This window comes from Janthinobacterium sp. J1-1, assembly GCF_030944405.1.
Taxonomy (GTDB): domain Bacteria; phylum Pseudomonadota; class Gammaproteobacteria; order Burkholderiales; family Burkholderiaceae_D; genus Janthinobacterium.
The window spans coordinates 1,455,931-1,476,231 of sequence record NZ_CP132339.1 but is presented as its reverse complement, the minus strand read 5'-3'; the positions used below and the strand labels follow the sequence as shown (position 1 = coordinate 1,476,231).

Here is a 20,301-nt window from a genome sequence, read left to right as displayed (position 1 = left end):
GAGTCGTTTCGTGTAAAGGCTAAGGGTAGGCGTAACGGCGTCAGGCGAGGATGGCCGACAGCCGTTGCATCAGGAGTTCAATCGCGGCCGGGCCGTCGGCCAGGTGCGCCACCTGGGTGGTGATCGGGGCGCGGCGCGGCACGCGGAACTCGCACACCGTCATGCCGCGCGTGAGTTCCCCTTTCAGTTCGATCGCCACATGGGCCGGCAGGAACTGGAACAGTTCTGGCGCTTCCAGGTACAGGGCCACCACCGGGTCGTACATCGGCATCGGCACGGAACCGTCGCTGCTGCGGATGCGCACATACGCTTCCAGATAGCCGGCCAGCATGGTGGCGCGCGCGGTGCCCAGCGCCCGCAGGCGTTCGACTTCCACGTTGGTGACCAGCAGCTGGCGGCACAGATTGAGGCCGAACATGCGCAGCGGGATGCCGGCCCTGAACACCACATCGGCCGCTTCCGGATCGGCATAGATATTGAATTCGGCCGCCGCCGTATGGTTGCCCTGGTCGGTCGAGCCGCCCATCAGGATGATCTCGGCGATCTTGCCGGCGATATCGGGCGCTTTTGCGAGCGCGGTGGCGATATTGGTCATCGGTGCGATGGCGATCACGGTGATCTCGCCCGGGTGGGCGCGCACGGCGGCGATCAGGGCGTCGACCGCATGGCCGGGCGCGTCCACGGCGGCGCCCGGCGGCAGGATGGCTCCGGTGGTCGGCATGCCGCTGTCGCCGAGGATGCGCTGCGCCGTTTCGATGGCGCCGGCCAGCGGCTGTTCGCAGCCGCGGTAGATCGGCACGCTCAAACCGTCATGCGCCTTGATGCGCAAGGCGTTGTCGTAAGTGATATCGACCGGCGCATTGCCGGTGACGATGCTCACGCCCAGCCAGTCGATCTGCGGGTTGCTGCCCAGCAGCAGCATGGTCAGCCAGTCGTCGAAGCCGGGGTCGGTGTCGAGCCAGATTTTTTTCAGGGGTTTGTCCATGACGGTCTTCCTCACTCGGCCAGGCACAGCGCGCTGTCGGGCGGCAGCACGAACGAGACGGCCGTGCCTTCGCGCCAGGCCGCGCCGTTGGCCGCGCAGATGCCCTTGACGGGCCCCAGCGGGGTTTGCAGCAGGTATTCGACGGTGTCGCCCAAAAAGCCCCGCGCCAGCACGGTGCCGGGGTATTGACCTGATGCGTCGTCGGCTGCGCAGACGCGCACCCGGTCCGGGCGCCAGCCCAGCACGCTGGTGCCGGCGTTGACGGGCGCCGGGTACGGCAGGCTGGCGCCGGCGTGGTGCAGCGCGCCGTCGCGGTAGTCGAACAGGTTTTCAAAGCCCATGAAGTTGGCCACAAAGCGCGTCGACGGCGTGTTGAACACGGCTTCCGGTGCGGCCATCTGCTCGATGCGCCCGCCGTTCATGACGACGATGCGGTCGGACAGGGCAAGCGCTTCCTCCTGGTCGTGGGTGACGTACAGCATCGTGATGCCCAGTTCGCGCTGGATGCGGCGCAGCTCGGCGCGCATCTGCACGCGCAGCTTGGCGTCCAGGTTCGACAGCGGTTCGTCGAGCAGCAGCAGGGCCGGCTCGACCACGATGGCGCGCGCCAGCGCCACGCGCTGCTGCTGGCCGCCCGACATCTGCGCCGGCAAACGGGCTTCAAAACCGGTCAGCCCGACGGCGGCGATCACCGCCTCGACTTTCGTTTTCAGCTGCGCCGGTGCCACCTTGCGCAGGCGCAGGCCGAAGGCGATATTGTCGTACACGTTCAGGTGCGGGAACAGCGCATACGACTGGAACACCATGCCGATATTGCGTTTGTTGGGCGCCAGCTTGCCGATCTCGCGGCCATCCAGCACGATGCGGCCCGACTGCAGCGGCATCAGGCCGGCGATCGCGCGCATGGTGGTGGTCTTGCCGCAACCGCTGGGGCCCAGCAGGGAAATCAGTTCGCCCTGCTCCACCTGCAGGTCCAGGTCCTTCACGGACGTCGTGTTCTTCGCGTAGCCGAGGTTCAGCTTGTGCAGTTCCAGATAACTCATGGTGGTGTGCCTTACATGTATTTTGAAATGCCCAGGACCTTCTCGGTCACCATCACGAAGGCCATGGTGAACAGGACCAGCAGGGTCGACAGGGCGGCGATCGAGGGATCGAAACTGTTTTCCATATGGCCCAGCATCTCGATCGGCAAGGTGCTGATGCCAGGTCCCGTGAGGAACAGCGACACGGGCACCTGGTTGAACGAGGTGACAAAGGCGAGGAAGAAGGCGGCGATCACGGCGTTGCGGAAATTCGGCAGCACGATCATGAAAAACGCGCGCAAACGCGACGCGCCCAGGGTGATGGCGGCGTCCTCGATATCGACCCGCAGGTTGACCAGGCTGGCGTACACCACCCGCACCGAATACGGGATCAGCAGCGCGATATGGCCGATCAAGAGGCCCGCATAGACCGGCGCATTGATCGTCAATACCAGGTGGTGCAGCAGGCCCAGGCCGACCAGGATGGCCGGAATGATCAAGGGGGACGTCAGCACCTGGCGGATCGCGCCGATGCCGGGCGGCGGCATGCGCGAAAACGCATACGCGACCGGAATGCCCAGGGCCAGCGCGATCACGGTGGCGATCAGGCCGATCTCCAGGCTGGTCTGGAAGGCGCGGCGAAATTCTGGCGCGGCCCACACTTCCAGGATCCAGCGCAGCGAGTAGGACTCGGGCGGGAAGGCCAGCGTTTCGCCGCCGGAGAAGCCCGCCAGCAGCACGATGGCGAACGGTCCCAGCAAAAACAGGAACACCAGCCACAGCACCACGCGGGAAAAATAGCTTTCTTTCATACCGAACTCCGACTCGAGGAAATACGTTTAAGGCCGGCGTTGACAACCAGGGTCATGGCGACCAGGATCACGGCGATCACATTGGCCGCGCCGAAATCGCTCTCCACGCTGACCTTCTGATACAGCAGGGTTTCCAGCATCAAGACCTTGGTGCCGCCCAGCAGGGCCGGCGTCACATAGGCCGTCACGCAGCCCGTAAATACCAGGGTGCCGCCGACCACCAGGCCTTCCTGCGTCAGCGGCAGGGTGACCTTGCAGAACACCTGCCAGGGGTTGGCGCCCAGGGTCGCCGCGGCCGGTTCCACGTCGCGCGGCAGGTTTTCCAGCGCGCCGGCCAGCGACATCAGCATCAAGGGCAGCAGCAGCTGCAGCAGGCCGACGAAGACGGCAAATTCGCTGAACAGCAAGCGCAGCGGCTCGTCCGTAAAACCCATGTTGACCAGCGCCGCGTTGACGGCGCCATTGCGGCCCAGCAGCACGATCCAGGCGTAGGTGCGGGCGATCGGCGAGACCATCAGCGGCAAAATCATCATGCCGACCACCAGCCCGCGCCACTTCGGCGACACGCGCGCCACGGCCTGGGCGGCCGGGTAGCCGAGGATGATGGAGGCCAGCGTCACCATGGCGGCGATGCGCAGCGTGCGCCAGAAGATGGTGCGGTTGAATTCCTGCGAGAAGAACTCGACGAAGCGGTCCACGCCCCATTGCATGCCGTCGCCGACGCGGAAGGCGTCGACCAGCAGCGCCAGCACCGGCAGCAGGAAGCAGACGACGATGAAGATCAGCGCCGGCAGCACCAGCAGCAAGCCGGTGCGTTTTTTCGGATCAGCAAACATGAGAACCTTTTGTCAGCGTTGCCAGGAAAATCAACATCATTTGCTCATGGCCTTGTTCCACTGCTCCATCCACCCGGAACGCTGCTTGAGGATGACCGACGGCTTGACGAATTTGAGCGAATTGATCTGGTCCTGGCCGTAGGTATTGAATTGCGCGGCCGCCACCGACAGGCGCACGTCCTTGTTCACCGGGGAATCGACCAGGTTGGTGGCCAGCTGGGTCTGCACTTCCTTGGACAGCCAGAAGTCCATCAGCTGGTAAGCCAGGTCCGCGTTCTTCGAGCCGGCGACGATGCCCATCACGTTCATGCCGGCCGCCTGGCCTTCAGCCGGGATGCTCCATTTCAGCGGCAGGCCCGTCTTGAGCATTTGCGACCAGGTAAAGCGCGCCACCGGGGCGGCCCAGATTTCATCCTGGGCGAACAGCGCGGCCAGCTGCGCGCTGTTTTTCGAGAACGTCACCACATTGCCCTTCAGGCCGACGATTTTCGCAAAGCCGGTCGCGTAGTCGTCGGTCTTGCCGCCCCAGGCCGCATCGGCCATGCGCAGCATCAGCGGGCCTTGCGTGGTGCTGACGTCGGGCAGGGCCACACGGCCCTTCAGTTCGGGGCGCCACAGGTCCTTCCAGGACGTCAGCGGGGCGATCTTGTCGGTGCGGTACACCAGGCCCACCGAGTACAGCGTGTAGCCGACGGCGAAATTGCCGCCGATCGGGTCTTTCGCCGCGTCGTACAGCTGGCTGTAGTTCGTCAGCTTCGCATAATCCATTTTCTGGATCACCCCCTTCTGCGCCGCTTCCAGCATGCCGGAGTCCGACAACAGCACCAGGTCGATCACCGGGTTGTTGCGGTGAACCACCAGCTTGGCGATGCGGTCGGCATTGTTCCCCGTTTCCACCTTGATGTCGCAACCGCATTTGGCCTTGAACGGCTCGTACACATACTTCATGAACAAGGGCTGGGCTATCGGATAAGCCGAAATGACCAGCTCGCGTTTTTCCGCGTGGGCGGCGTTCGCGGCAAGGCCGAGGCTCAGGGCCAGCAGGAGGGATGTTTTCAAGATGCTTCCTTTCAGGGAACGGCGCTGGCGGGCAGCGCCGGTAAAGATGGGACAGATGTCAGAAATAATGGCGCATACCAAGGATCAGCACGCTTTGCGTCTTGCCGGACGAGGCGCCAAAGCCGAACACGCGCGCAAACGTCGCGTCGCCGGCCGCCTTCTGGTAGCTCCAGGTGATGGCCACGTCGGTGCGCTTGGACAGGAAGTAATCGGCCTGGAAGTTGACCTGATGCCATTTCGGCGTCTTGTTGATCACGTCGTATTTGCCGGTGGTATAGAAATACGAGGCGCCCAGGTTCAACGCTTCCGTCAGCTTGTGGTTCAGGTTCACGTCCACGTTCTGCAGGGTCAGATTGCTCTGGTCCATATAGTGGTAGCGCACATTGGTGTACAGCGCGCCGAACTTGGTCTTGCCCACATTATAGAAGCCGCCCGTGCCGACGATGGCCTGGCTGTCCACGCCCACGCCTTTGACCGCGCTCTTGTTAAAGATCAGCAAGGAGCTGCCATAGTCGTTGCCGATGGCGCCGTTCGGCGATTCGGCCGCGTTCGGATGGTCGAGCTTGGAATACGCCAGCGCCCAGCTGAACGCGTCGGCCTTGTACTGCGCACCGGCGCTGTAGACGCGGTTGCGGCTGGAGCTTTCCGGGTTTTCGCTGAAGCCGTACAGGCCGGTGAAGGCAAAGTTGCTGATGGTCGGGCTGACATACTTGATGGCATTCTGTACGCGCAGGTTGTTGTAGCCATTGTCGTTGTCGCCGATATGCACGCCGTTACTGGCGATCACCACCGGGCCCAGCAGGTCCTTGACGGCCTCGTACTGGCGGCCCAGGGTCAAGGTGCCCTTGTCGTTGCTGGACAAGCCGACGAAGGACTGGCGGCCGAACAGGCGGCCGCTTTGCGCGGCCGTGCCGGTCATCACATTGAAACCGTTTTCCAGCACGAACAGCGCCTTGTTGCCATTGCCCAGGTCTTCCTGGCCGCGAAAGCCGATGCGCGGATTCTGGTTGGTGCCGCTCAGGGCATGTGTCAGGTTGCGGCCATTTTCATCCGAGGTGTAGCCGATGCCGGCCGAAATCAGGCCATACACCTGCACGCTGCTTTGCGCTTGCGCCGCGCCCTGCGCCGCCAGCAAGCCACCCACCACCATCGTTCCCGTCATCCATTTTTTCATTGCCGCCGCCCTCTTGAAGTTATCCGCTGAATATTTCTTATGTATTTTTTTAGGTACCACCCTGTCTGCCCGGAACGCTGGCCGCCGATGGTGTCGGCACTGCGGTTCTGTGACTTGCGGGAAAATGTTGCTTTCATAACAAGTCAAGACCAGTCCAGAATATGGTAAATTGCAGGATAAGAAAATTTGTTTATTTTTATAAATCCATTACTTTTTTTGATAAACAGATCCATGCATGAGCTGAACAAGAAAATTTCCTTACGTCATTTACAAGCTTTTGCCACGCTAGCCCGTGTAAACAGCTTCAGCAAGGCTGCACAGGAATTGTGCGTAACCCAGCCGGCGCTGAGCGCCTCGATCAAGCTGTTGGAAAATCAGCTGGGCAATAAGTTGTTTAACCGCACAACCCACCAACTGGAACTGACGCGCGAAGGCAGGCTGGCGCTCGATTACACCATCCATTTATTGAATACGGCCAGCAATACCTTTGCCGATATCCAGCGCGCCATCGGCAGCGGACGGCACCGCATCCGCATCGGCGCGATCCCGTCGGCGATGGCGATGACGGCGGTGGTGGTGGCGCGCTATAACGAAGAGCATGGCGATGAAGTGGAAATCATGTTGTCGGACATGCCCAACGACGGCCTGCTGCAGGCGCTGCATTCAGGCCAGCTCGACTTTTGCGTCGGCATCGAAGTGCCGGGCGCCGTCTCGCTGGAAACGGTGGGCCTGTTCGAAGACGAGCTGGTGCTGGTGACGGCGCGCAGCCATGCGCTGTCGGCGCTGCAGGAAGTGCGTTGGGATCAGTTGTCGGGCCAGGAGATCGTGGTATTTACCAAGGGCAGCATCTGGGAATTCGCCTCGAGCGCGCTGCGCCAGCATGGCCTGCACCCGTCGTCCCTGTACCAGATGGTGCACAGCGAGTCGCTGTACGGCGTGGTGCGCGCCGGCATCGCGGTGGGCGTCATGCCCAGCCTGTACACGACGTTTCTCAACGACGACGACCTGCACGTGGCGCCGCTGCGCCAGCCCACCTGCAAGCGCAAGATCGCGCTGATGCGGCGCAATGAAATCAGCCGCAACCACCATGTCGACCACTGCTTTCTGGCCTTGAAGCAGGATTTGAAGCAGGTGGATCAGTGGTTTTGAATTGCCAGCACACCAGCAAAGCGTATTAAAGCCACATCACTCGGCATAGGCATTCCGGGCCAAGCGGGCCTGAAAAACGTCGAGGGCAAGGCGCAGCGACGAAGACAGTACGCATGTACGGCGAGGAGCTGCAACGCTGCCATCGGCGTTTTCTCAGGCTCGCGTCTCCGGCCCGCCTTTTACGCCTTGCTGCTTAAAACTGCCGGGTCGACTTCTGACACCACTGCGCTAACGCATAAGAAGAACCCAGCTCTTTTTACTGCTGTGCCTTGAGCAAATTGGCCAGCGCCACATACTGTTCCAGGCCGACGGTTTCTGGACGCTTGGTCGGGTCGATGCCGGCGGCGATGATCTGCTCTTCCGTAAACATGCCGGCCAGGCAGTTGCGGATCACCTTGCGGCGCTGCGAGAACGCCTTCATGACCACCGCTTCCAGGGTTTCCTGGTCGCACGGCAAACGTTGTTCAACAGGAATCATGCGCACGATGGCGGACTCGACCTTCGGCGGCGGATCGAAGGCCGTCGGCGGCACGATGAACAGCAGCGACATGGTGTAGCGCCATTGCAACATCACCGACAGCCGGCCATAGGCCTTGCTGCCCGGTTCGGCCACCATGCGCTCGACCACTTCCTTTTGCAGCATGAAATGCTGGTCCAGCACCAGTGGCGCGAAGTCCGCCAGGTGGAACAGCAGCGGGCTGGAGATGTTGTACGGCAGGTTGCCGACGATGCGCAGTTTTTGTCCTTCCGGCACCGGGATCTGCGCGAAATCGAATTTCAGCGCATCGCCCGAGTGGATCGTCAGCTTGGCAGGGTTGAACGTCTTTTCCAGACGCACGATCAGGTCGCGGTCCAGTTCCACCACATGCATCTGCTTCAGGTGGCGCAGCAGTTGCTCCGTCATGGCGCCCAGGCCGGGGCCGATCTCGACCATGGCGTCATCCGGCTGCGGCGCGATGGCGGCCGTGATGTCGTCGAGGACGAAGCGGTCATGCAGGAAGTTCTGGCCAAAGCGTTTGCGGGCAACGTGTTTCATAGTCTGTTTTCTATCAATGCGGTAAAGCCGGCACGGGCCGGCGGGATTTGGTTGAGCAGGCAGTGTCGGGTTACGCCGTACCGGCTAACCCGACCTACGCTCCATGTTCAGGTCCGGGTACTGGCCAGCAGCATGTCGCACGCGGTGCGCAAGGCCTGCTGCATGCTGCCAACATCGGCCAGGCCCAGGCCCTGCGCGGCCACGTCCAGCGCCGTGCCGTGGTCGACCGAGGTGCGGATCAGGGGCAGGCCCAGGGTGACATTGATGCCGCGGCCAAAGGTGGCGTATTTCAATACCGGCAAGCCCTGGTCGTGGTACATGGCCAGCACGCAATCGGCATCGGCCAGGTATTTCTGCTGGAACAGGGTATCGGCCGGATACGGGCCGCGCGCATCGATGCCGCGCGCCTGGGCGGCGGCAATCGCCGGCGCGATCACGTCGATCTCCTCGCGCCCCAGGTAGCCACCCTCGCCCGCATGCGGGTTCAGGCCAGTGACCAGGATGCGCGGCGCGGCGATGCCGAATTTGCTGCGCAGGTCGGCGTGGATAATGTCGAGCGTGGTGGCCAGGCCGTCCGGCGTGATGGCGGCCGGCACGTCTTTCAACGGCAGATGGGTGGTGGCCAGCGCCACGCGCAGCACCGGCTGGCCCTGGCCGGGCTCGCCTGCCAGCATCATCACCACCTGTCGGGTAGCCGTTTTGTCGGCCAGGTATTCGGTGTGGCCCGTAAAGGCGATGCCGGCGTCATTGATCGTGCTTTTTTGCAAGGGCGCCGTCACCATGGCGCCGAACCAGCCGGCTTGTATGCCTTCGACGGCCGCATCGAGCGTGTCGAGCACGGCGCGGCCATTGTCCTTGTCGAGCACGCCGGGAATCACATTGTTGACGGTGGGGATGTCGATCACCGCCAGGCGGCCGGGACCGAAGTTCGGCAGGCCGCTGTTGCGCACCGCCTGCAGCGACAGCGCCGCCAGGCGGATCTCGGGGTCGATCAGGCTGGCGGTCAGCGCCAGATAGGCCGCGTCGCCGAGCAGGATGCAGTTCGCTTCATGGCGCATGGCCCAGGCCGCGCGGATCGAAATTTCCGGACCGACGCCGGCCGGTTCGCCACAGGTGATGGCGATGGCCGGACGCCGTGTAGTTGCTGTCGGCATTACTGGTCGTCGGCGCGGAATTCGACGTAAGCACGGTCACGCACTTCGCGCGCCCAGCTCTCCGTCGCTTCTTCCAGCTTGCGCTCGCGCAGGGCGTTGCGGGCGGCGTTGCGTTCTTTTTCTTTCGACACGTCGTCGCTCTTGCGTTCCAGCACTTCGATCAAATGGAAACCGAAGCTGGTCTCGATCGGCTCGCTGACCTGGCCCGGTTTCAGCGCGTTCATGGCGGTCTCGAATTCCGGCATGGTGTCGCCCGGCGCCAGCCAGCCCAGGTCGCCGCCCTTGGCCGCCGAACTGTCGTTCGAGAACAAGCGGGCCAGGTCTTCGAACTTGGCGGCCTTGTTATCGAGGCGTTCCTTCAGGTCCACCAGCTTGCGCTTGGCTTCGGCGGCCGACAGGGTCGGCGTGACTTTCAGCAAGATATGGCGCGCATGGGTCTGCTGCACGGCGGCCACCGCCTGCGCTTCGGCCGCGCTGCGGCGGTCCACCAGCTTCAGGATATGGAAACCGGTGTTGCTTTTGATAATAGGCGTGATCTGGCCCGGCTTCAGCTTCAGCAGCTGCTCGGTGAACAGCGGCGGCAGGCGGTTGCTGTCGCGCCAGCCGATATCACCACCGCTCAGCGCATCGCTGGCGTCGGAATAGGTGGCGGCCATCTTGGCGAAATCGGCGCCGGTGCGCAGCTGGCGGCTGACTTCGTCGGCGCGCGCGCGGCGGGCGGCGATCTGTTCCGGGCTGGAATTTTCCGGGATGCGTACCAGGATCTGCGCCAGGTTCATCTCGACCTGCTCGCTGGCGGCGGCTTTTTCGGCTGCCAGGAAGTTGTCCACTTCGGAGTCCGAAATCTGGATCTTGGCGTCGACTTCATGTTCGCGCAGGCGCTGCATGATGATTTCGTCACGGATTTCCTCGCGGAAAGTGGCAAACGGCGTGCCTTCCTTTTCCATCTGGTTGCGCAAGTCCTGGATGGTCATCTTCTGCTGTTCGGCGATGCGGCCGATGGCGCGGTCCAGCGTCTGGTCATCGACGCGCACGCCCATTTCCTTGGCCAGTTGCATCTGTGCGCGCTCGACGATCATGCGCTCCAACAACTGGCGGCGCAGGTCGGCAGGGTCGGGCAAGGGTACATTCTGCGCCTTCATGCGCTGTTCCACACTCTTGATGCGCGCCGCGACTTCATTGCGGGTGATCACATCGTCATTGACGACGACGGCGATCGAATCGATGGTCTTGCCGCTGCTGGACGCTGGCGGGGTAAAACCCTGGACCGGCGCGGGCTTGGCGGCGGCAGGCTTGGCAGCGGCGGCAGGAGCGGCCTGTTGCGCCCAGACACTACTGGTCGTGGCGCCGGACATGGCGCACAACAGAACCGCGGCAATTTTGAGTTGGTGCATACTGGCATTACGCATAATGTGTAGAGCGCTCATGAGTTCAGGTGAATAAAAAAACCGGTTTGCGCCAGCGCCGGGAACACCGGCGGCGGCAGCAGCGCCCATCTTAACGGATAGGCGTGCTCAATGCCTGATAGCCAGGGATCGTTTTTGTAAATGTTTCCAGGCCATTCGCGCCCAGGCCCAGGCCATTCGACAGGCCAGTCAGTTCCAGCTGGAAAAAGATCGGGGTCGACGATTTCTGTGCCGACGTCACGAAACGCTGCGCACCCATGCGGAATACCCAGCAGTCGCCCTTGTATTCCAGGCCGATCAGGCCTTCGAGCAGGCGGCGGTCGAGCAGCGAGTAGCTGACCCGGCCCACGCCATACAGGCGCTCGCTCAGCGGCCACTGCCCCGACACTTCGGCATTGCGGAAGCTGCCGCGCTGGAAACGGCTGCCGACGTTCAGCACTTTTTTCGGACCCGGCTGGTATTGTACCGAATAGGTCGAACTGACCAGCTGGCTGTCGCTCGGGTTGTACTGTACCAGGCTGTCGACGGTCCAGGTTTCCGACACGCGGCCGGTGGCGGCCAGCAGAATGTCCGAGCGCGCCTGGTTGACCGGCGTGGTCGACGCCAGCTGCACGCGCTGGTCGGCAAAGTAGAAACGCTGGCCGAAGGTCAGGCGCAGGCGCTCGGCGCCATCGGCCTGCAGGAAGCGCGAGACGACGGCCGCCGTCACCTGGTTGGCGTCGCCGATGCGGTCGCTGCCGACAAAACGGTTTTCCGTGAAGATCTGCGTCAGGTTGAACGTCGCGTCGGCCGTATCGAAATTCGGGAACTGCGACTGGTCGCGGTAAGGCGTGTAGACATAGAACAGCCGCGGCTCGAAGGTCTGCGTGCCACCCTTGGCATCCTTGCCGCCGAACAGGTTGCTGTCGCGTTCGAACACCAGGCCGCTGTCGACCGAAATGGTGGGAATCGCGCGCGAAAACGAGGTATTCGGGAACGACGCCTTGGTGGTGGCGTTGTTGTCGAGCTGGTAGGCGCTGGCGTTCAGCATCAGCTTGGGCGTAATGAAGTAGCCGGGGCGCACGATCGGGAAACTGATCTGCGGCACCACCACCATGCGTGTCCCCTGCACCAGGGTCGGGTGCGCGAAACGCGTCACTTCGCTGTCGAGCGTCCAGTCGAAACCGCCCCAGACATCATATTTGCCGGCATGGAAGTTAATCGACGGCAAACGGTCATACGGCCGCGTGACGGTCAGGCTGGGGTCGGTCGCGGCGGCCGGGTCCTGCAGCACCTGGTAATTCTGTACGCGCGCCGTCAGGCTCCAGTCTTCGGTACGGTAGTCGGTGCGCAACTCGCGCAGCAGCTGGCGCTCGGTGGCGCCGGCCACGTTCTTCGAAAAGTCGCTCGGATAATTATTGTCCGACGCTTCGCGCACATCCCAGCCATAGGTCCAGCCCACGGCCAGCGCCTGCTCATGCTTGGACCTGATCATGTAGCGGTCGGTCTTGGTCTGCTTGTCGTTCGGCAAGTACTCGATCGCGGTCTCGCCGCTGTACAGGCCGGCGTCCGTCTCGCCCAGGTAGCGCCCGACGGCGCCCAGCTGGATGCCGCGCCGCTGTATGTATTTCGGATACAGGGTCAGGTCGCGGTTCGGCGCGATATTGAGGTAGTACGGCACCAGCAGTTCGAAGCCGTTTTTCGAGTTGAAGCCCGGCGTCGGCGCCAGCCAGCCCGAGCGGCGCGCGCCCGACAGCGAGAACGAGATGCCGGGCGTGCCCAGGATCGGCACGTCCTTGAAATAGATGATGGTCTTGCTGCCGGTCCCCACGTCGCGCCCGGAATCGAGGTTCAGGGTGCTCGACTTCAGGTACCAGTCGGGGTTCGGGCCTTCGCAGGTACTGTAAGTACCGTCGATGACGGTCGCTTCGTCCTGGTTGATGAAGTCGATCCGCTCGGCCTTGCCGCGCCCGCCGCCGACTTCGAAGCGATACGTGGGGTTGAGCAGGAAACCCTTGCCGGTCTCCATGTTCAGCTTCATCACGTCGCCCGTGTAATAGTCGCCGAAACGCCACATCTTGATCTTGCCCTCGGCGTCGAACTCGTCTTCAACTTGTTTGTAACAAGCTGTATCGGCCGTCATTTTGGTGGTCGTGCCCCGCTCGATCACCACATTATTATTGAGATTGAGCTCGCGTTCCGGCCGGCCGCTCATGCTGTCCGCCGTCATGACGGTGGGCGCCTCCGGCTCTTCCACATGCGCCGGGCGAGGCGCTTTCTCCACATGCGGGCGGGGCGCTTTCTGGGCGTGGGCAGGCACCGCGGTGGCGGTGACGAGCGCGCTGATGGCAAAAGCCCAGCGCTGTGAAGAGGGGGAGGCCGAAAACCAGCTCATGAATTCGAAGGGGCAAGCACCATTGACAGGCGATTTTTTGATTGTAGGGTAGGAAGACTCCATTACTGGAGTCCTCCCCCCTAGGAACCGGGCTTGCGACTTTCGCCGCACACGGCTCGGGCTTAATAAAAAGTTCCTATACAGGAACCGGCTTTGTTACTTTCAATCCAAGGCTATGAACCTGAGAATGGCAATTTGGGTGCAATAATACCCGATTTCCCAGCGCATCGGACCCGCCCGCTACCCTATACTGCATATGGTGGTCGTGCCAGCCGGTGTCAAAGTCCATCGCATACCCGCACAGCGCGCACTTTCCGTCCTGATCCACGTACAGCCGTATCCACTCCTTTCGGTAGCGCATGTTTTTCACCATGCGCTCCATCCGAAGCGTCTCACCGTACATCTCCCATGACGGATCATAAGGGTTGAATGCTCCCTTGATCTTGATGTGACGCTCAATGGCCGTTCCCGCAAGCGAGTACAGTTCCATTGTTGCCTTATTGCCGAACTCAGTATCAATTTGACATGCAAATACCCAATGCCGATTGCCGACGGTACGCCAATACTTTTTGCGTATCCAATCTGCGCTCTTGGTCGGGTGCCTGCGTTTTGCCCATCGCATGAGTCGCCAGAACAGCAGCGACTCCAGACGAGAGAACGTTTGCTTTGCTACAACAGGCGAGTGGTACTGCGCCCACCCGCGTAGCATGGGGTTCAGCAGGCGTATCAAATTCTCCTGCGTTGCGCCCAAATTGTCACTGATTGCCGTTCCCAGCTTTTTATAAAACGCCTTGACGTTTTTCTTACTTGGCTTGATGAGCAACTTTCCTGTGTATTTGCGGAAGTTCCATCCCAGGAAATCAAACCCTTCATCGACATGCACGATCTTGGTCTTCGCCTTTGCAAGCCTCAGACCTCTGATGGCGAGAAAATTCTCCACCCACGGTTTGATTTCGTCTTCCAGCAGCTCTCGTGAAGCCCCTGTAATGACAAAATCATCCGCGTACCGTATGACGCCGACCTTGAGTTTCTTGGCCTTGGCTACTCCCCATTTTGCATCGAGATGCGCAACAAGTTCCGCTTCCAACCCATTCAGTGTCCAATTTGCAAGTGCGGGGCTGATGATGCCACCCTGCGGAGTTCCGGCAGTTGTCGCCAGCAATTGCTTACCGTCCACTACACCGGACTTCAGCCATTTAGTCAGTATCGACTTGTCCATGCGGACGTTGTCGATCATCCATTGGTGGCTGATGTTATCGAAGAACCCTTCGATGTCCGCATCCAATACCCATTCAGCTGAACCCTTGCGGGAGAGTCTGACGAATATCTGGGACATCGCATCGGCAGTTGCACGATTTTTCCTGAACCCATACGAGTTCTGATCGCTCACTGTTTCCAGGACCGGATCGAGCGCCAGCAGGTGTAGCGCCTGCATGGCCCGGTCCTTCATAGTTGGAATGCCCAAAGGGCGTAACGTTCCATTGGTCTTGGGAATATTAACCCTCCGGAGGGGCAGGGGTCGATACCGGGATTTTCCGAGGTTGGCAATTGCCGCATGTTTCAGTTGCGGGGTCTCCCATAGCTGCCGGTCGACACCCGATGTTCGCTTGCCTTGGTTTTCGGTCACGCGTTTGATTGCCGCTGCTTTGGCACAAAACGAATGGGTCAGCCACCGTTGCAGAGCTTTCACTCGGCGCCAGTCACTGTCCGACGTAGCCTTCGCTAGACGATGCTGCATGACTCTCACATTCTTCTGAACTTTGCGCCAGTCGATGGCGCTCCACTCAGCAGGAATGTGCGAGGACGCAGAACCGAAATTTTCTTCAGTTACTCTCATTGCTGTACCTCGTTGGTTGACACCTATCGAGGACGCAAGTCACCCCGAAGGGATGAACTGCGTCCCTTCGAGGCGTTATTGTCTATACAGTCGTTTGACGACTATTGCACCAGATGGAAGTCTGCCCGCTTTCACGGTGGGACAAATTTGGAATCCCTATCCACGCTATTACTGCGCAGCATTCGCTTTTTCCATCCTCCCATACCTGCTTTCCCGTCAGCTTCCCTTGCGGGTCGCCTGCCGTATGACTTGTAGCTGCCAAGCTACGGCAGGAAATCAGGCTTACCACGTTCCCTGAGATACCAACGCAACTGAATACATTGCGATTGACTGTTTAGAGTCCGCCTATCCCCCGGTGGTGTTAATGACGACGTGTCCCCAGATTCAACAAGGACAACCATCCACGGTACCGTTTTGGTTAGGGCCTGTCAGCAGCTTAGGCCCATCAATATTTACGAGGGTTCAAACGACGATTCACATTACATTACCCTTGCAGCACTCACCTAGCCCCTCAACCGCCTTTCTGCTGGCAGTCTCCGCCTTGCTCACTCGCATGAACAAAACGCCGCATACGAACATGGGGGTACATTGTCTTCGAAGCTTCACACCCCACCGTTGCCAGTGACGCATGTTCGAATAGGTGACAGATGGTCGTGCATCCGGTCGTAGCACCTGATAATTCGGGTACGACAAGGTATCTCAGAGCTTGCGCTCTATACATAGCAACTGCTGCCTGCTTAATGTCTCAAATGCCATTGCTGGCTTGCCATGAACGTCTGCGCGGAAGGCGTACGTTCCAGTTTCACGGGTATATACCGTTCGTTGTTTGGAGGCAACACAATTCCGCCTTGTGGGCGAATTTTCGACGCAAGGAAGCGCATGGGACAGGAAAACCTGTGCATGAACGTCGGATACGTGAAGATTGTTTGAGTGTGGATTTGATCTGAACTGTATCGTTTCCGCTGGGCGGAGTTATACAGCCGACGCTAACATCCTGTAAAAATCAAGGACTTAGCGCATGTTTGCAGGTTTTGTTGCTTGTAAATCAATGCCGCATAGCGACCAATTAGCGACTACGTGTCGCACTGAATCCCTTATTATATGGGAATCCGCACGATCAACCCGATTCCACAGGCCGCTTAATGTCATTCTCTTCCAATTCCACCACCGCGCCGGCGCAGGCCGACGCTCGCCTGACCCTGTTGAAAGCCTGGTTGACCACGCTGAACCTCGTCGCCCCCGATTCGGCCCGCCCCGCCTCCAGCGACGCGAGCTTCCGCCGCTACTACCGGCTCGACGTGCTGCCGGGCGCCGCCAACGTGCCGGGCGCCACCCTGATCGCCATGGATGCGCCGCCCGAGCGCGAAAACGTGCCCGCCTTCGTCAAGGTGGCAGGCCTGCTGAAAAGCGCCGGCGTGTCGGTGCCCGAGATCGTCGCGCAAGACCTGGACAACGGCTTTTTGCTGCTGTCCGACCTGGGCACCACCACCTATCTCGACGCGCTGAACCACGACAACGCGGCGGTGCTGTACGCCGAAGCGCTGGAGTCCCTGATGAAAATCCAGCAGGCCAGCGAGCCGGGCGTGCTGCCCGAATTCGACCGCGCCTTCATTCTGCGCGAAATGAATCTGTTCCCGGAATGGTTTATCGGCAAGCATCTGGGCGCCACCCTGACCGATGTGCAGGAAACCCAGCTGAACAAGGTATTCGAGGCGATCACGGCCAATATCTTGTCGCAGCAACAAGTCTTCATGCACCGCGATTACCATTCGCGCAACCTGATGCATGTCAACGACGGTTCCCTGCCCAATCCCGGCATCCTCGACTTCCAGGACGCCGTGTTCGGCCCCATCACCTACGATATCGCCTCGCTGCTGCGCGACGCCTATATACAGTGGGACGAGGAACTGGTGCTCGACTGGGTGATCCGCTACTGGCAGCGCGCCAAGCAGCTGGGCCTGCCCGTCAATCCCGATATCGACGCCTTTTACCGCGATTTCGAATTCACGGCCCTGCAGCGCCACCTGAAAATCCTCGGCCTGTTCGCGCGCCTGAACTACCGCGACGGCAAGTCGCTGTACATGGGCGACCTGCCGACCGTGCTCGACTACGTGCGCAAGACGGCCAACCGCTATACGGAACTCAAACCGCTGGTGCGTTTGCTCGACGCCCTGGAAAACAAGACACCCCAGGTTGGCTACACCTTCTGAGCCGACTGACCGATACAGAAAAAGAATCCCCATGAAAGCCATGATTTTCGCCGCAGGCCGCGGTGAACGGATGCGTCCGCTTACCGATACCTGCCCCAAACCGCTGCTGAAAGTACGCGGCCGTCCGCTGATCGTCTGGCATGTGCTGAACCTGGTGCGCGCCGGCATCACCGAGATCGTCATCAACCATTCCCACCTGGGCCATTTGATCGAGGAAACCCTGGGCGACGGCAGCGCCTATGGCGCGCGCATCGCGTATTCGCCCGAGACCACCCCGCTGGAAACGGCCGGCGGCATCGCCCAGGCCCGCCATCTGCTGGGCGAGGAACCGTTCCTGGCGATTTCCGGCGATATCTATTGCCCGTATTTCGACTTCAAGCAGGTGCTTGACGTGCTGGCCGACAAGGACGTGCTGGGCACGCCCTATCCGCAAGACGAACGCGATATCGCCTGGACCTACCTGGTGCCGAATCCCGACTTCCACCCGCAAGGCGACTTCGGCCTGACCCTGTATGCGATCAACAATACGGGCGAGCCGAAATGGACATTCGCCAATATCGGCGTGTACCGCCCTGAAATGTTCGACGGCATCGCCCCCGGCAGCCATGCGGGCCTGGGCGATTTGCTGCGCAAGTACGCCGAGCTGGGCCGCATTGGCGGCGAAATCTATCCGGGCGAGTGGACCAATGTCGGCACGCCGGCCCAGCTGGACGTGCTCAATGGCGTCAAGCCGGGCACGCCCGCCGCATGATGGCCAATCACGCGGCGCGCCGCGCGGCCGTGATGGCGCAGATGGCGCCGGGCAGCGTGGCCATCCTGGCCACCGCGCCCGAGGTGGCCCGCAACAGCGATTGCGACTACCCCTACCGCCACGACAGCGCGTTTTATTACCTGAGCGGTTTTACGGAGCCGGACAGCGCGCTGGCGCTGGTGGCCGGGAGCAGCACCGCGCCGGCGCGCGCCATCCTGTTTTGCCGCGCCAAGAATACCGAGCGTGAAATCTGGGACGGTTTTCGCCATGGCCCGGAAGCGGCGCGCGCCGTCTTCGGCTTCGATGCCGCGTTTGCGATCGAGGAACTGGACGTGGAGATGGCGCGCCTGCTGACCGACGCGCCGGCGATTTACTACCCGATGGGCGGCAGCCTCGATGTGCAGGTCAAGCTGTGGCGCCATACGGTGCGGCAAAAGGCCCGCAGCGGCGTCACGCCACCGGCAACCGCACATGACATCACCGGCATGCTCGATGCCATGCGCCTGCTGAAAGACCCGGAAGAACAAACCGTGATGCGGCGCGCCGCCGCGATTGCCAGCGCGGCCCACGTGCGCGCCATGCGCGCCACCCGCCCCGGCCTGCATGAATACGCGATCGAAGCCGAACTGCTGTACGAGTTTCGCCGCAGCGGCGCGCAGTTCCCCGCCTACTCGTCCATCGTGGCCGGCGGCGCCAATGCCTGCATCCTGCATTACAGCGCCAACGACGCGGTATTGAACGATGGCGAACTGCTGCTGGTCGACGCCGGCTGCGAATTCGATGGCTATGCCTCCGACATTACGCGCACCTGGCCCGTCAGCGGCCGTTTCAGCGCGCCGCAGCGCCACTTGTATGAACTGGTGCTGGCGGCGCAGCAGGCGTCGCTCGACATGGTGCGCCCGGGCCTGCGGCAAAGCCTGATCCACGAAGCGGCGCTGCTGGTGCTGGCGCAAGGCATGCTGGACCTGGGTTTGCTGGACCGCCAGAAAAGCGGCGGGGTGCAGGACGTCATCGCCGACAAGGCCTACATGCCATTCTACATGCACGGCACCAGCCACTGGCTGGGGATGGACGTGCACGACGTGGGCGCCTACCGCGACACCGGGGCCGAAGGCAAGCCATGGCGGCCGCTGGAAGCGGGCATGGTGCTGACGGTCGAACCGGGCATCTATGTGCGCCCGGCGCCCGGCGTGCCGGAGCACTTCTGGAACATCGGCATCCGCATCGAGGATGATGTGCTGGTGACGCCGCAAGGCCATGAAATCTTCAGCACGGCGCCGAAAAGCGTGGCTGAAATCGAACAACTGATGTCACAGGATTGAAGCCACCGCATGCCTATATCGCCTTCGTTTGACCTTGCCATCTGCGGCGCCGGCCCGGTCGGCATGGCGCTGGCCGCCCTGCTGGTACGGCGCGGCGCCAGCGCGCCGGGCATCGCCCTGATCGACGCCAAGTCGGTCGAGCAGGCCAGGCGCGACCCGCGCACCATCGCCCTGTCGTACGGCAGCCGCCAGATCCTGGAGGAAGCGGGCGCCTGGCCGGTGGCCGCCACCGCCATCCATGAAATCCATGTGTCGCGCCGCGGCCGTTTCGGGCGCAGCCTGATGGACCGCGCCGAACATGGCGTCGATGCGCTCGGCTATGTGGCCCGCTATGGCGATGTCGTCACCGTGTTGTCGGAAGAATGCGCGCGGCTGGGCATCACCACCTTGCGTCCGGCGCTGGTCACCGGCAGCACGGAAGACGCCGAGGGCGTCAGCGTGGCGCTGGAACAGGACGGCGTGGTGTCCGATCTCCATGCACGATTGCTGGCGCAGGCCGAAGGCGGCCTGTTTGGCCAGCAGCTTGAGCGCGCCGTCAGCCGCGACTATGGCCAGAGCGCCATCATCGCCTGGGTCAAGGTCGATGCGCCGATCGCGCACCGCGCCTATGAGCGCTTCACCGACGACGGCCCGCTGGCGCTGCTGCCGCAGGACGACGGCTATGCGCTGGTATGGTGCGTGCCGCCGACACGCGCCGAGCAACTGCTGGCGCTCGACGATGCGGCGTTTCTCGCGCGCCTGGGCGACGCCTTTGGCGGCCGCCTGGGGCGTTTTACGCATGCGACGGCGCGCCTGGCCTATCCGCTGGGACTGAACGCGCAAGCGCCAGGGACAGCGCGCACGGTCGCCATCGGCAATGCGGCGCAAACCCTGCATCCGGTGGCCGGCCAGGGCCTGAACCTGGGCCTGCGCGACGCCGCCGTGCTGGCCCGCGTGCTGGCGCAGGACCATGGTCCGGCCGGGCTGGCGCGCTATGCCGGCATGCGCCAGGCCGACCGTGGCGCCACCGTGCGCGTGACCGACACCATGGCGCGCATCTTTACGGGGTCAACGCCGGCGCAGAGCGTGCTGGGTCTGTCGCTGGGGCTATTGGATATCGTCGGCCCGGCGCGCAAAACTTTAGCGGAACTGATGATGTACGGCCGCCGCTGAAGACAAAGCGGGCGAAAAAGTC

The 20,301-nt window shown here is 61.9% G+C and carries 16 protein-coding genes; 5 read left to right on the top strand and 11 right to left on the bottom strand.

The window, feature by feature from the left end; genetic code table 11:
* Nucleotides 1–40 precede the first annotated feature (40 nt).
* The 6 genes from Q8L25_RS06635 to Q8L25_RS06610 are packed head-to-tail and all read right to left on the bottom strand — an operon-like array spanning nucleotide 41 to nucleotide 5,888.
* Entirely contained in the window at nucleotides 41–985 is a 945-nt protein-coding gene (locus Q8L25_RS06635) for a nucleoside hydrolase (protein ID WP_308924104.1), read from the bottom strand.
* An 11-nt stretch (nucleotides 986–996) separates the two neighbouring features.
* Nucleotides 997–2,028 carry an ABC transporter ATP-binding protein gene (locus tag Q8L25_RS06630; RefSeq protein WP_308924103.1) on the bottom strand — a complete coding sequence of 344 codons (1,032 nt, stop codon included), beginning with the start codon at nucleotides 2,026–2,028 and terminating at the stop codon, nucleotides 997–999.
* Nucleotides 2,029–2,039: 11 nt separating this feature from the next.
* Entirely contained in the window at nucleotides 2,040–2,819 is a 780-nt protein-coding gene (locus Q8L25_RS06625; RefSeq protein WP_308924102.1) for an ABC transporter permease, read from the bottom strand.
* On the bottom strand, nucleotides 2,816–3,655 hold the full coding sequence (locus tag Q8L25_RS06620; RefSeq protein WP_308924101.1) for an ABC transporter permease: 840 nt from the start codon (nucleotides 3,653–3,655) through the stop codon (nucleotides 2,816–2,818). The genes Q8L25_RS06625 and Q8L25_RS06620 overlap by 4 nt, the downstream gene beginning before the upstream one ends.
* Before the next feature lie 36 nt (nucleotides 3,656–3,691).
* Nucleotides 3,692–4,714 carry an ABC transporter substrate-binding protein gene (locus Q8L25_RS06615; RefSeq protein WP_308924100.1) on the bottom strand — a complete coding sequence of 341 codons (1,023 nt, stop codon included), beginning with the start codon at nucleotides 4,712–4,714 and terminating at the stop codon, nucleotides 3,692–3,694.
* Between the two features lie 58 nt (nucleotides 4,715–4,772).
* A complete protein-coding gene (locus Q8L25_RS06610; RefSeq protein ID WP_308924099.1) occupies nucleotides 4,773–5,888 on the bottom strand; it encodes a porin in 1,116 nt (371 codons plus the stop codon).
* A gap of 231 nt (nucleotides 5,889–6,119) precedes the next feature.
* Here Q8L25_RS06610 and Q8L25_RS06605 point away from each other — a divergent pair, with 231 nt between their 5' ends.
* The gene (locus Q8L25_RS06605; RefSeq protein WP_308924098.1) at nucleotides 6,120–7,037 is read left to right on the top strand and encodes a LysR family transcriptional regulator; all 918 of its coding nucleotides are present in this window, start codon (nucleotides 6,120–6,122) and stop codon (nucleotides 7,035–7,037) included.
* Nucleotides 7,038–7,293: 256 nt separating this feature from the next.
* Here the strand turns inward: Q8L25_RS06605 and rsmA are convergent, their stop codons facing one another.
* From rsmA to ltrA, 5 genes are all read right to left on the bottom strand, one after another.
* Nucleotides 7,294–8,073 (bottom strand): 16S rRNA (adenine(1518)-N(6)/adenine(1519)-N(6))-dimethyltransferase RsmA, encoded by a 780-nt coding sequence (gene rsmA / locus Q8L25_RS06600; RefSeq protein WP_308924097.1) that lies wholly within the window; start codon nucleotides 8,071–8,073, stop codon nucleotides 7,294–7,296.
* Nucleotides 8,074–8,180: 107 nt separating this feature from the next.
* Nucleotides 8,181–9,227 (bottom strand): 4-hydroxythreonine-4-phosphate dehydrogenase PdxA, encoded by a 1,047-nt coding sequence (pdxA, locus tag Q8L25_RS06595; RefSeq protein WP_308924096.1) that lies wholly within the window; start codon nucleotides 9,225–9,227, stop codon nucleotides 8,181–8,183.
* Nucleotides 9,227–10,621, bottom strand: coding sequence for a peptidylprolyl isomerase (locus tag Q8L25_RS06590; protein WP_308924095.1), 1,395 nt, complete (start codon nucleotides 10,619–10,621; stop codon nucleotides 9,227–9,229). Before Q8L25_RS06590 ends, pdxA begins: the two co-directional genes overlap by 1 nt.
* Nucleotides 10,622–10,724: 103 nt before the next feature.
* The gene (locus Q8L25_RS06585) at nucleotides 10,725–13,007 is read right to left on the bottom strand and encodes an LPS-assembly protein LptD (protein ID WP_308924094.1); all 2,283 of its coding nucleotides are present in this window, start codon (nucleotides 13,005–13,007) and stop codon (nucleotides 10,725–10,727) included.
* Nucleotides 13,008–13,143: 136 nt separating this feature from the next.
* Complete coding sequence (gene ltrA, locus Q8L25_RS06580) at nucleotides 13,144–14,844, bottom strand: group II intron reverse transcriptase/maturase (RefSeq protein WP_070220576.1); 1,701 nt, start codon at nucleotides 14,842–14,844, stop codon at nucleotides 13,144–13,146.
* Between the two features lie 1,142 nt (nucleotides 14,845–15,986).
* On the opposite strand from ltrA, the gene Q8L25_RS06575 reads away from it, so the two are divergent.
* From Q8L25_RS06575 to Q8L25_RS06560, 4 genes are read left to right on the top strand one after another with little or no spacing between them, the layout of a single operon-like run.
* A complete protein-coding gene (locus Q8L25_RS06575; protein ID WP_308924093.1) occupies nucleotides 15,987–17,054 on the top strand; it encodes a phosphotransferase in 1,068 nt (355 codons plus the stop codon).
* 31 nt (nucleotides 17,055–17,085) lie between these two features.
* Nucleotides 17,086–17,805, top strand: a complete 720-nt coding sequence (gene murU / locus Q8L25_RS06570; RefSeq protein WP_308924092.1) for an N-acetylmuramate alpha-1-phosphate uridylyltransferase MurU — start codon at nucleotides 17,086–17,088, stop codon at nucleotides 17,803–17,805.
* Nucleotides 17,805–19,127, top strand: coding sequence for an aminopeptidase P N-terminal domain-containing protein (locus Q8L25_RS06565; RefSeq protein WP_308925667.1), 1,323 nt, complete (start codon nucleotides 17,805–17,807; stop codon nucleotides 19,125–19,127). The genes murU and Q8L25_RS06565 overlap by 1 nt, the downstream gene beginning before the upstream one ends.
* A 9-nt stretch (nucleotides 19,128–19,136) precedes the next feature.
* A complete protein-coding gene (locus Q8L25_RS06560) occupies nucleotides 19,137–20,279 on the top strand; it encodes an FAD-dependent monooxygenase (RefSeq protein ID WP_308924091.1) in 1,143 nt (380 codons plus the stop codon).
* Nucleotides 20,280–20,301: the final 22 nt, after the last annotated feature.

What these genes read in the sequence shown, in the direction of transcription:
- Q8L25_RS06635 (WP_308924104.1), bottom strand. Translation starts at nt 985, where the DNA reads ATGGACAAACCCCTGAAAAAAATCTGGCTCGACACCGACCCCGGCTTC.
- Q8L25_RS06630 (WP_308924103.1), bottom strand. Translation starts at nt 2,028, where the DNA reads ATGAGTTATCTGGAACTGCACAAGCTGAACCTCGGCTACGCGAAGAAC.
- Q8L25_RS06625 (WP_308924102.1), bottom strand. Translation starts at nt 2,819, where the DNA reads ATGAAAGAAAGCTATTTTTCCCGCGTGGTGCTGTGGCTGGTGTTCCTG.
- Q8L25_RS06620 (WP_308924101.1), bottom strand. Translation starts at nt 3,655, where the DNA reads ATGTTTGCTGATCCGAAAAAACGCACCGGCTTGCTGCTGGTGCTGCCG.
- Q8L25_RS06610 (WP_308924099.1), bottom strand. Translation starts at nt 5,888, where the DNA reads ATGAAAAAATGGATGACGGGAACGATGGTGGTGGGTGGCTTGCTGGCG.
- Q8L25_RS06605 (WP_308924098.1), top strand. Translation starts at nt 6,120, where the DNA reads ATGCATGAGCTGAACAAGAAAATTTCCTTACGTCATTTACAAGCTTTT.
- rsmA (WP_308924097.1), bottom strand. Translation starts at nt 8,073, where the DNA reads ATGAAACACGTTGCCCGCAAACGCTTTGGCCAGAACTTCCTGCATGAC.
- pdxA (WP_308924096.1), bottom strand. Translation starts at nt 9,227, where the DNA reads ATGCCGACAGCAACTACACGGCGTCCGGCCATCGCCATCACCTGTGGC.
- Q8L25_RS06590 (WP_308924095.1), bottom strand. Translation starts at nt 10,621, where the DNA reads ATGCACCAACTCAAAATTGCCGCGGTTCTGTTGTGCGCCATGTCCGGC.
- Q8L25_RS06585 (WP_308924094.1), bottom strand. Translation starts at nt 13,007, where the DNA reads ATGAGCTGGTTTTCGGCCTCCCCCTCTTCACAGCGCTGGGCTTTTGCC.
- ltrA (WP_070220576.1), bottom strand. Translation starts at nt 14,844, where the DNA reads ATGAGAGTAACTGAAGAAAATTTCGGTTCTGCGTCCTCGCACATTCCT.
- Q8L25_RS06575 (WP_308924093.1), top strand. Translation starts at nt 15,987, where the DNA reads ATGTCATTCTCTTCCAATTCCACCACCGCGCCGGCGCAGGCCGACGCT.
- murU (WP_308924092.1), top strand. Translation starts at nt 17,086, where the DNA reads ATGAAAGCCATGATTTTCGCCGCAGGCCGCGGTGAACGGATGCGTCCG.
- Q8L25_RS06565 (WP_308925667.1), top strand. Translation starts at nt 17,805, where the DNA reads ATGGCCAATCACGCGGCGCGCCGCGCGGCCGTGATGGCGCAGATGGCG.
- Q8L25_RS06560 (WP_308924091.1), top strand. Translation starts at nt 19,137, where the DNA reads ATGCCTATATCGCCTTCGTTTGACCTTGCCATCTGCGGCGCCGGCCCG.